General features: G+C 34.9%; 6 protein-coding genes. All 6 read left to right on the top strand.

Features of this window, described 5'->3' with window-relative positions; all coding sequences use genetic code 11:
* Nucleotides 1–2: 2 nt before the first annotated feature.
* From ACE419_RS05600 to ACE419_RS05625, 6 genes are read left to right on the top strand one after another with little or no spacing between them, the layout of a single operon-like run.
* Nucleotides 3–2,414, top strand: a complete 2,412-nt coding sequence (locus ACE419_RS05600) for a phosphoadenosine phosphosulfate reductase domain-containing protein (protein ID WP_435721295.1) — start codon at nucleotides 3–5, stop codon at nucleotides 2,412–2,414.
* 14 nt (nucleotides 2,415–2,428) lie between these two features.
* The gene (locus ACE419_RS05605) at nucleotides 2,429–6,652 is read left to right on the top strand and encodes a hypothetical protein (RefSeq protein WP_435721296.1); all 4,224 of its coding nucleotides are present in this window, start codon (nucleotides 2,429–2,431) and stop codon (nucleotides 6,650–6,652) included.
* A 10-nt stretch (nucleotides 6,653–6,662) separates the two neighbouring features.
* Complete coding sequence (pglZ, locus tag ACE419_RS05610; protein WP_435721297.1) at nucleotides 6,663–8,963, top strand: BREX-4 system phosphatase PglZ; 2,301 nt, start codon at nucleotides 6,663–6,665, stop codon at nucleotides 8,961–8,963.
* Between the two features lie 11 nt (nucleotides 8,964–8,974).
* Nucleotides 8,975–10,417, top strand: a complete 1,443-nt coding sequence (gene brxL / locus ACE419_RS05615; protein WP_435721298.1) for a BREX system Lon protease-like protein BrxL — start codon at nucleotides 8,975–8,977, stop codon at nucleotides 10,415–10,417.
* Nucleotides 10,418–10,420: 3 nt separating this feature from the next.
* Nucleotides 10,421–10,618, top strand: a complete 198-nt coding sequence (locus tag ACE419_RS05620; RefSeq protein WP_435721299.1) for a hypothetical protein — start codon at nucleotides 10,421–10,423, stop codon at nucleotides 10,616–10,618.
* Between the two features lie 14 nt (nucleotides 10,619–10,632).
* Nucleotides 10,633–11,748 (top strand): cysteine desulfurase family protein, encoded by a 1,116-nt coding sequence (locus ACE419_RS05625; protein ID WP_435721300.1) that lies wholly within the window; start codon nucleotides 10,633–10,635, stop codon nucleotides 11,746–11,748.
* Nucleotides 11,749–11,769 lie beyond the last annotated feature (21 nt).

Consider the following 11,769-nt stretch of genomic DNA (forward strand, 5'->3'; position numbering starts at 1 on the left):
ATATGTACTCATACGAATGGGATCCTGAAACAGGAGGAATCCTATTAAATAGTTCACCGCTTAGTTTTAGTAAAGAACCAAGACCTGTTTATTATAAAGAACTTGATATACTTGGTTTTGATAAATACTGGAACTACAAAAAGGATGATTCTTATCCGTATATGTGGGCTGAGTCGAATACGTATATATATCGTGGACGAAAAGTTGCTAAAACGAAGGGCGGCTCTTTTTATACTGCGCCAGAATTAATTTTGCTTGAAGATCCAGAGCCTGACGGAAATCCATTACAATTTGTGGATGTCCCTACTATGGTGGAAAAAAACCGTGAAATAATTGAGACGCTTTCACAGAACACAATAAAAAAGATTTATAATACTTATATAGAATATAGCAATAAAATAGATGTATTCTATGTTGCTTTTAGTGGTGGAAAAGATAGTATTGTAGTTCTTGATCTTGTGCAACGAGCATTGCCACATAACCAATTTAAGGTTCTATTTGGAGATACAGGAATGGAATTTCCTGATACTTACGAGGAACTAAAAAAAATAAAAGAAGAATGCAAAAAAAAGAATATAGAGTTCATAAAAGCAGCATCAACTATGAATGTAGACCGAAGCTGGCATACATTTGGTCCGCCAGCAGTAACTATACGTTGGTGCTGTAGCGTACATAAATCAACACCGCAAATTCTTAAGCTTAGAGAGTATACAGGTATTCCAAATTTTAAAGGTATGGCATTTACAGGAGTACGCGGTGATGAAAGTATCTCAAGAAGTGAATATGATGAGATTAGCTATGGAAAGAAAATAAGAGGTCAGTATAGTTTCCATCCTATTCTTGAATGGAATTCTGCAGAATTGTTTATATATATATACCAAGAAAATCTTATCGTTAATGAAGCGTATAAAAAAGGAAATTCTAGAGTAGGATGCCTTGTTTGCCCTATGTCTTCTGGAAAGCACGAATATATGAAGGCACAGTGTTATAAAGATGATGTGGATTGTTTATTAAAAAAAATAAAAGAAACGAGTGGAAAAACATCTTTTACATCACAAGAGATGGATAAGTTTATTGATAATGGTTTATGGAAATCAAGAAAAACTGGAAGAGAATTGAATCTAGGATGCGATAAACACATTATAGATGTAAAAAATGGAAAAACAATTATTTCGGTAAAACAACTTAGTAATGAATGGAAAGAATGGGCCAAGACAATAGGAGAGTTTATTCAACTTTCCGAACAAGATTATTCAATTAACTTCAGTAAGAAAAATTATAAAATACACCTTGAAGATAATGATGATAACACAGTTATTACTTTTCCTGATTGCGGAACGAGTAAAGATGATATAAAGTTTATTTCCTTATTTAGAAGTGTCATTATAAAAACTATATATTGTGTAGATTGTGATGTATGTGTTGCTAATTGTCCCTATGATTATATAAGTATGAAAAACGGACTCGTAATTGATGATAGGTGTGTTCATTGTCATCAGTGCCATGATATTTACGAACATTGTCTGAGATATAACTCTATAAGAAATAAAATTGGGGGAGAAAAAATGGTAAAAGGGCTAGATAGATACTTTAGTTTTGGCATCAGAAAGGAATGGATAGATTTTTATTTTCAAGATAAAGGATCTGATGAATTTTGGAACTCTGATGGTCACGGACATGTTGCAAATAAGAAAAAAGATGCCTTCTTGAATTTTATTAAAGATGCTGGTCTTGTTAGCTATAATCGTTTAGATGGTGATAATAAATATACAAAAAATAAACCTAATAAATTTGCGAAAGTACTATTTTCTATTGGAAGCGATTCGGAAATAACTTGGGGGCTTATGCTCAGTAATCTGGCTTATACACCAGAATTTAAGTGGTTTATAAAAAATATACCTTTCCATGAGAGTGTTACTCCAGAACGACTTAAGTATATGCTGGAAGATGTTATGAGTAATGACACAAAAGGATTAGGCAAAAGAAATATATCAGATGCCTTCAAAATATTACTTATAAAAACGCCTTTTGGAGAAGCTATTGGACTCGGAAAGTGTGACTACAAAAAAAAGGTAAATTCTTCTGGAAATGAAACTATAACATTGAATAATTTTTATCGTGATAAATGGTATAATCCGGACATAAAGGTTATACTATATTCACTTTATAAATTTGCAGAGTCGTGCGGTGATTATTATCAGTTTTCACTTTCGAGATTAATGGACTTTAGCATAGATGGTGACGGTATTAGCCCTGCCGAAATTTTCGGATTAGAAAAAGATACGATGAAAAAAATATTAATGGGACTGAGTATAAATTATCCTGATTTTATAATGACGCAATTTACTTTAGATCTAGATTCAATAACATTAAATGCGCAAAAGACATCTATGGATGTTTTGGAATTATTTTAAGGGGAGTTTTACATATGGATACGTATCGCCATTATTTTGATATTGACCCAGATTATTTTCCAGCTGTAAATGAAAAGGTAATAAATGATAATCCGGACATGTGGGAAAAATTCTTTCCACATGAATCATTTGTTAGATTATTGAAAACCACAGTAAGTGTTTTAGATAGAAGACAGAAGTTATCCATCTGGGTTGAAGGTGCTTACGGTACTGGTAAATCTCATGCTGTCCTGACATTAAAGAAACTTTTGGATGTAAATGAACAAAAAATGCAGGATTATTTTCAAAAATATAATCTAGATAATGATCTTCTTAATAATTTTAAACGCATAAAAAATGATGGACAAATTTTGACAGTTCATCGTTATGGTTCTTCTGATATACATGGTGATAATGATCTTGTTTTTGCCGTTCAAGAGAGCATAGAAGAGGCCTTCAGAAAATCTGGTATAGAAAATAAAGGTCGTGAATCATTAAAGGAAGCTATTATTCGCTATCTATCTGATTCTGAGAATAAACAAAGTCTTGAGATCTTTATAAAAGGTAGTTATTCAACTCTTTTTGGCGGGGATGATGTAGATACTATCATAGAAAAATTGAAAACGTATCATGGTGCAGCTTTGCATACTCTCATGGAAAAGATATTTAAGCTATCTCACGAGAAACAGATACGGGCATTTTCTATGACCGTAGATGACCTTATTAATTGGATTATAGAAACGATACATGTAAATAACTTAAAATCAATCGTATTTATGTGGGATGAATTCACTGAGTACTTTTATAATAATACCAGAAATCTTACTGGCTTTCAAAAACTTCTAGAGTTGAGTGAAACGGAGCCATTTTATTTTATTCTTGTGACACATATTAGTTCTAGTCTCTTCCATGAGGGAGATAAGGATTATAAAAAATTAAACGATCGTTTTGTAAATCCGCATAGTCAGATATCCTTACCTGAGAACATTGCTTTTCAATTAATGGGAAGTGCAATGGAGAAAAATTCCGACTCCGTAGTTAGGAATGAATGGAATGATATTGTAGAGGAACTTGCTAATCGTACAAATGAATCTAGAAAAACCGTGGGCAAGGAAGCCGGAATTAAAGAGCAGGAGATGCTGGACATACTGCCTATTCATCCTTATACCGCATTATTGCTAAAAAATATTTCATCTACATTTGATTCCAATCAGAGAAGTATGTTTGATTTTATAAAAAATGATCGTGGTGATGACATTAAGGGATTTCAATGGTTTATCGATAATTACGGACCTTATGGTGGCCCAGATAATACAGATAATCCTCTTCTTACTGTTGATATGCTGTGGGACTTCTTTTATGAAAAAGGTAAAGAGAGCCTTGCACGTGATGTTAGAACGACTCTTGATTATTATAGTCGTGTTCAAAGGCGTGGCCTTGATACAGATGAGAAACGAGTGTTGAAGACAATATTATTATTGCAAGCAATCTCGCAGCATGTGGCAGATTCGGTAGAGATGTTTATCCCGAATGAAAAAAATTTGGATCTTGCTTTTGAAGGATCCGACATCGAGAACGATGTATTACGTATTGCAAAAAAACTAGATAGGGATAAGATCATTTTTCAAAATAAATTAGGTGTAAATAACTTTCAGTATAATGCTTATATTAACGAAGCTAGTGATGAGGAATTAGAGAAATTCAAAAAAAATATTGATGATAAATCTACATATTCTTTGATTACTGAACACTTAAATGATAATACAACTGTACTAGATGCATTAGCATTTGCTGATGGCGCTTTAAAACTTCGTTATAATTTAAAGTATGTTTCATCGAGGGAATTTGATAGCACTATCAGGAAGTTGCGGAATATTGATGAAGAGGAAGGAAATAAGATTCCTGCAGTTGTCTGTTTCGCAAAAAATGATGAAGAAGCAATTCTTGTGGAGAAAAAAATACAAGAGGCTCTGCATGATGGCAGCTATCATTTAGTATTCATCGATGCCACGACGACTCCATTTGGTCAGGATGGATATGACCAGTATCGAGAAGATATGGCTCAATCGCTGTACCAGACCGGTAAAGATAATGTATTAAGTGAGCAGTACTCTAGAAATGCCAAAGAGGCTTTAAAAAAATGGAAAGAACGAATTTTTAACGGTGATGTTATCGTTTATACGCAAAAAAACACTGCTGGTGAACGAGCTACTTCAAGGGATTTATTTGAAGAGATTCTTAAGAAGATTGACCGGGAGAAATTTCCTAGATGTCTTGAAGGTGAGTACAATGTACTGCCTACGATGTACAAGTCAACAAATTTAAAGCAGGCTGTACAATGTGGTGTTGAGAGAAAAACGAAGGGAGCATTTACTTCTGGTAATCCTAAGACTAAATTGGAGACTGCCTTAAAAGAAGCATGGGATGATCCCGTATATTGGAAAACGCATCCTAATATTTTGATTTCTAAAATAAAGACTGCTGTTGATCAGGGAATTCAAGATGAATTTAGGAATTCAGGTAGAATTTCAATCAGAACTATTTGGGACATATTGGAAGCTTCTCCTTATGGATTTATGCCATGCAATCTTTCCGCGTTTATTCTGGGGTTTGTCCTTAAGGAATATACAAATGGAGAATATTCATGGAGTGACGGACTAACTAATGATGAGCTTACACTAGATAAATTGAAAGAAATGGTAGACGAAGTAATTCATCTCCAAATCACATCAAATCCTAAATATAAGGATAAGTATATTGTTACCTTAACTCCGGAAGAAAGAGCCTTTAACGAAAATAGTGCTATGGTATTCGGTGTTTCTAAGAATTTATGTACATCATCTGAGCAGACCAGAGGTGTTGTTCGTAATAAGATGAAGGAATTTCCCTTCCCACTTTGGACCTTAAAAGAGATTACTTCAGAAATAGGGCTTGAGACAAAATCCAATGTATTGGATGAAATGATTGATTGTTATTGTGGAATTGCTAATAGTGGAAATGTTGGCAGTTTGAAAACAGAAAATGATATTGTTAATCAAATAGGAAAGTTATACTTGGATAATCCTAGTGCGACAAATGATTTGAAAACACTTTTTTCAGAGGATAACTGTATCGAAGGAATGAAACATTATCTTAGTAGGTTTGAAGGAGGAATATTGCCAAGGCTTTCTGATGAGATTGAAGATAAGGGGCAGTATATTAATGCTGTAAGAGAGAAATTTGATGCTGATGCTGCAAACTGGGTTTGGAATAAAGATACAGCTAATCAAAAGATTCGTGAAACAATTATAGAATATCAAATTATCGCAGAGAGCAATAAGATATTGCCTAAGGCAACATCATTTACAGAAACAATCAAGGAATGGTGCGATAAATGCAATCGCCTGCATATGTCTTATACAGCAGCTAAAGATAAATATGGCAGCATTTCGGATTTCATGAAGATGCTTTATGAGATAGAGAGAACAGGAAGCCTTTCTGGGGAAGAAAAAAAGAAAAAATTCCTTTCTCTTTTGCAAGTAAATGGTTCCGGATTTAAACAATATTATGAACATCAAGAGGACCTTTTTGAAGTAGTATGTGAATTTTATCTTGATGGATTTGATGATGATGAAATAAAAGAAATTTATAAAAAGATACCAGCGGCAGGTACTTTTGTGATGGATAAGGCTGCTTATTTAGGTCTGGTAGATAATACTTCAAAAAAATATCGTAATTCTTTAGGATATGAACAACTTAAGAATTTCTGGCAGGATAAGATACAGTCATCTCTTACTCCGCAGGAATGGTCTAATAGGCATAAAATGCCTATTTTATGCCTCGTCCCGGATAATGAAGTGACACAGGCAAAACAAGCTTTTGACGTTCTTAATAAAGCTCATCCAGATGAGGCTTCTGTAACAAAGGCTAAAGAATATCTAGAAAAGGCCACCTTTTATTCGAAGATGGATGATAATGACATGCTTGATAAGATATTTGCCAGATCTATAATCAAAGATTATTCCGTAATTTTGACAGATATAAATGATGTCAAAGAATATCTTAGCAGAACTTTAAGTGATGATCCCTACGATTGGTTTGGTTTACCTAGCGTTGAAAAAAAGATAAAGCAAATGGCGGAAGCAAAGTATAATCAAAGTGGAGTGAATAAGGCATTAGAAAAAATTGATAAGATGGATGCAGATGACGTACGTCGTTACTTAAAAGAGCTGATTCAGGATAATATGACAGTGGGAATAGAGATTATCAAGGATAACTGAGGTGACAGTTATGAACATCACTGAATGTAAAGGAAGAATTAAGAAGTTTTTAGAAAAGAATGATGTAGAATCACCGTTGATAGTAGATGTTCAAAATCAGAATGATCTCAAGGAACTAATCCGAGAGTTTTGCGTTAAGTCTGGGAGTCATGTATCTGCAGCACATTACTGTAAAGAGGATGAGTATCCGCGTATCGAAAATATCATTAATGATATCCAGAATAGAGAATGTGACTATTTTTTTCTTACAGGATTGACTTCATTCTTAAGACTTGTTGGAGAGCACGAACTGACAGATGTATTACGCGCAATTGTTAGCTTAACTACAACTAGTCATGTGGTTATTATTAGCTATCAGTGTAAGCGGTTCTTGAATTTTGGTGATCCTCGTATTAGTCGAAGAATATTAATATTAGATGGAGATATAGCAAAGATTCCCCATATATATTTTGTTTCACCTAAATTGCCAATTCCTCAAGAAGTAATGTCAAAGAAAGGGATTGAAAAATTAGCAGATGTAATTGAATATGAAGAAAATGACGATATTTATCTAGTAACAAGAATTGAAAAAAATACATTTCAGAATGCCCTTTATAATATTACCGAGATTCAAAGTGCATATGATATCCTCTGTCTTAAAGATATAAAAACACGAGAATTAAATAAGGAAATGGGAACAGAGAAGCAATGGCAGTATGCACTTTCGTTATTTGATTCTAGCTGGGATGATCTTATTGATGCTGAGTTTGGTGATCATAGAAAGCTCGATATCTATATTGCTGGACTATCTTGTAAGTCAGACGAGTATCGTTGGCTGTATTATATAGGAATAAAATTATACGGAGCAAAGGGGAATTGGTGTTTAAATGATGCAGCAATCCATTCTAACAGTTTGGAGGAGATGAAACGAAACATCTACATCGGAATTCTTTCGAGATCGCATAAGGAGAATGATTTTTGGGAATGCTATACAAGCAGAAAAGAAATCATCTGCCAAATGGAAGATCACTCGGCTGAAATTGTATCTTTTCGTAATCTCGCTCGTGCAAAAGGACAAGATGAGATCTATTACCTCACGGATGTTACGCAATGTGAAAAAGAAGAGATATTTTACGTTCTTGATCGATATGGAGCTCAGATAGGTCGTGCTAAGCTGGTTGATATCTTGGCGAAGATATATCCAGACCTTTGTTCATATTTAAGACCATATGAGTATAAAGACAAATTGTTAACTGAGTACTTTGATGAATATAATTATCAAAAAGTGATCAATAAGCTTTTTCCTGAATTCTATGAGAAGGTACTTGATCAAGCGGAAAAACGTGACTATAATGCTCTTCTTCCCCCCAGGTCCTCGAAAATTGAAGAAATATCAAAGGAAAATGCGTTACTCTATTTCGTAGATGCTATGGGAGTAGAATATCTAAGTTACATAAAGTCTCTATGTAATAATCTGAAGCTGCATGTAGACATTACTGTCTGTCGTTGCGAGCTTCCGTCGATAACAAGTGTCAATAAGGAATTTTTGAATGGTTGGTCGCCAGAACAAATTATATCTATTAAAGATATTGATGATATCAAACATCATGGGAAGGATGACTTCGATTATTACAGAAAATCCAAATTGCCAATTCATCTTATAAAGGAACTTGAAATAATCAAAGGTATTTTAAAAAATATTCAGGAAAAGCTTCGGAATGGGCGGGATGAGGCAGTAATCATCTCTGACCATGGAGCCAGTCGTCTGGTTGTTCTCTATGACCATGAAAATATTTGGGAAATGGGGAATAATGGTGAACATTCAGGAAGATGCTGCAAGAAGAACGTTGTTGATAAGCAGCCAGCGTATGCAGTAGATGCTGGGGATTTCTGGTCATTAGCCAATTATGATCGTTTTAAACATGGAAGGAAAGCAAATGTCGAGGCTCATGGGGGCGCAACATTAGAAGAGGTCTGCGTGCCAATCATAAGAATTAGATCCACAGATAAAATAATTGAAGCCTATATTATGTCTGCTGAATCGGATTCTTTAGGAGATATTCATGAGGTTCCAGAGATAAGAGTAAGCTACCGTAAGAAAGCTGAAATTAAACTGTATTTGACAGTGGAATGTCGTGATGTTTCTATTGTGATAAATGAAAAAAATTATAAGGCTATTCCGCTTGGTAATGGCTATTATAGTGTAAAAATGCCAGATTTGAAGAAAAAAGGACAATACTATGTAGATATCTTTTCCGGCGACAATAAAATAGCAAATCATTTACCACTCCTTATTAAGCGGGAGGGTCAACAAGAAAATGATTTGCTGTAGGAGGATCTAATATGGAAGATAAACTACGTGAATGTTTTGAAGATATGGTGGTTTATAAGGATCTAAAGAAAAGTAATTTCTTTTCCTCTCTTGGATTACCTTCTTTTTTACGAGATTGGGTTTTGAAAAAATTTGAAGATGATGATGGAAATTATGATATTGAAGAAGTAACCAATTTCATAAAAACTTATCTGCCAAAAAAAGAAGAGTGGCTTAGTATAAAGAATCGTATTGCATATGAGAATGAACGTGTAAAAATTCTTACAAAGATAAGCGTGGATATCGATATAAAGACAGGAGAAATATCATTTTCACTTCCTAATTTTGGTGTGACAAATAAAGAAACTATCATAGAGCCATCCGTTTGGGAGCAGTATAAAAATGAATTAACTAGAGGACAAGAAACTTGGGGGGTAATCGAACTAGGATATCGTTTCCCAGATGATACTGTAAGACCTAAGATAACGGGTAAAATTAAGATGACTGGCTTTACTAATTTTTATCCGTATATAGCCGAATTAGATTACTATAAAGATGTTCGTGAAGAATTTTCTATTGGAGAATGGATTGATATTCTTCTAGGTGCAATCGATTATAATGCTGAGGGATATAAGGACGAGAATGAGAAATTAGCAATGCTGACTCGTCTGTTGCCTTTTTTAGAGAAGCGACTAAATCTTCTTGAGCTTGCACCAAAGGGAACAGGAAAATCGTACGTTTTTGGAAATTTGAGCAAGTATGGAACTTTGACCGATGGCGGTAAAATTACTCGTGCCAAAATGTTTTATGATACGAGCAGACATAAACCGGGCTTTATTGTAGGGACTGATTACGTTGCTATCGATGAGGTCAAACTGGTAACATTTAACGATGTCAATGAAATGCGTTCCATTATGCAAGGATATATGGAGCGTGGACGTTTCAATATAGGGGGATATGAAGGCGAATCGTCTGCTGGTGTCGTACTTTTAGGCAATATCGATATAAACAACATGGACGAATATAAAAGTATGTTTAATGAACTTCCTTCTCTGTTCCAAGAGAGTGCACTTGTAGACAGAATTCATGGCTTTATTAAAGGTTGGGACATTCCTAAAATGAGCGATGATCTAAAAGTTTCAGGATGGGCTTTAAATACTGAATACTTTTGTACTATTATGCATATGCTGCGTGATGATGTAAGCTATCGCGCTATTGTTGATGAGATAGTTAAGGTTTCAGACAATGCATATGTGAGACATACCGAAGCCGTTAAACGTATTGCGACTGCATATTTAAAGTTACTTTTCCCGAATGTAAGGTCTGCTGATGATGTGGATGTACACCAATTCAATCGCTACTGTTTAAGACCTGCAATTCGTATGCGAAAGAATATATGGCGGCAATTATCTATTCTTGATTCGGAATATAAGAATGATGATAAATTAATGCCAGATTTTACAGTAAGAGGTTAATTTATGAAATACGAATGTATTGCTTGTGGGAAAAAAGGGCTTGATAAAGATACCATTGGCATCAATAAAAAGTTACTAGGTAGGGATATAACAAATTATTATTGCATGGACTGTCTAGCAGACTATCTGGGATGCACAGTTGATGATTTACTTGATAAAATAGAAGAATTTAAAGACGAGGGATGTACTCTTTTTGATTAGGAGATGGTTGTTTCATGATTTATGCAGATAATGCTGCTACTACTAGATTAAGCGAGAACGCTTTTGCTGCCATGAAGCCCTATCTCCTTGAACAATATGGAAATGCATCTCAACCATATTCTTTTTCTCGACCAATCAAAAAGGCGTTGAAGCATGCCCGTGAAACTATCGCGGAGTGTATAGGCGCTTTGCCAGAAGAAATATTTTTTACTTCTGGCGGTACAGAGAGTGATAACTGGGTAATCAAATCTTCCTTATTTCTCCCATCAACAAAAAATCAAATCATTACTTCTCAAATAGAACATCATGCGATTTTAAATTCGTGTGACACAGTTCAAAAACTCGGTATAGATGTAAAATATCTGCCAGTTGATCATCAAGGCGTGATAAATCCTGCTGTTTTGAGAGATAGCATATCTGAAAATACGGGCATAGTGTCAATCATGTATGCAAACAATGAAATTGGTACAATTGAACTAATAAGAGAATTATCTAAAATTGCTCACGAGAACGGTGCGCTTTTTCATACGGATGCTGTTCAGGCTGTCGGACATGTTCCCATTGATGTCAGGAAATTAGATATTGATCTTCTGTCGGCTTCCTCACATAAGTTCAATGGCCCGAAGGGGATAGGATTTTTGTACATGAAGAAGGGCGTTCGTATTCATCAATATGCGGATGGTGGCTCACAGGAAAACGGAAACCGAGCTGGAACCGAAAATGTAGCATCGATTGTTGGTATGGCAGAAGCTCTCAAGGAAAATACCTCGAGGATGGATGAGCAAAAAAAGAGACTCCTTAATTTGGAAGATACCTTGATTCAAACACTTCTGTCAGAGAATCTAGACTTTATTCGTAATGGTGCGGAAGATCACTTACCAGGGAATGTAAATATTTCTTTTCGCAATGCAGATGGGGAAATGCTTTTGCACCGTCTTGACCTGATGGGAATTTGCATCTCTACAGGATCGGCATGTGATTCAGTTAATACGCAGATTTCGCATGTACTGCAGGCAATCAATGCCCCTGAAGAATACGCAAAAGGAACTATTAGAATAACATTTGGTGTAGACAATACTCCTTTTGATGCGGTAAAGATAGCAAAGTCTATAGGGAAGATTTTGTCTTAACGTAACCAGAAGAGCTACATA

It is taken from the genome of Mitsuokella apri (assembly GCF_047974105.1).
Classification (GTDB): Bacteria; Bacillota; Negativicutes; order Selenomonadales; family Selenomonadaceae; genus Mitsuokella.

Coding starts and splice junctions, on each gene's coding strand:
- ACE419_RS05620 (WP_435721299.1), top strand. CDS start 10,421: ATGAAATACGAATGTATTGCTTGTGGGAAAAAAGGGCTTGATAAAGAT.
- pglZ (WP_435721297.1), top strand. CDS start 6,663: ATGAACATCACTGAATGTAAAGGAAGAATTAAGAAGTTTTTAGAAAAG.
- brxL (WP_435721298.1), top strand. CDS start 8,975: ATGGAAGATAAACTACGTGAATGTTTTGAAGATATGGTGGTTTATAAG.
- ACE419_RS05605 (WP_435721296.1), top strand. CDS start 2,429: ATGGATACGTATCGCCATTATTTTGATATTGACCCAGATTATTTTCCA.
- ACE419_RS05625 (WP_435721300.1), top strand. CDS start 10,633: ATGATTTATGCAGATAATGCTGCTACTACTAGATTAAGCGAGAACGCT.
- ACE419_RS05600 (WP_435721295.1), top strand. CDS start 3: ATGTACTCATACGAATGGGATCCTGAAACAGGAGGAATCCTATTAAAT.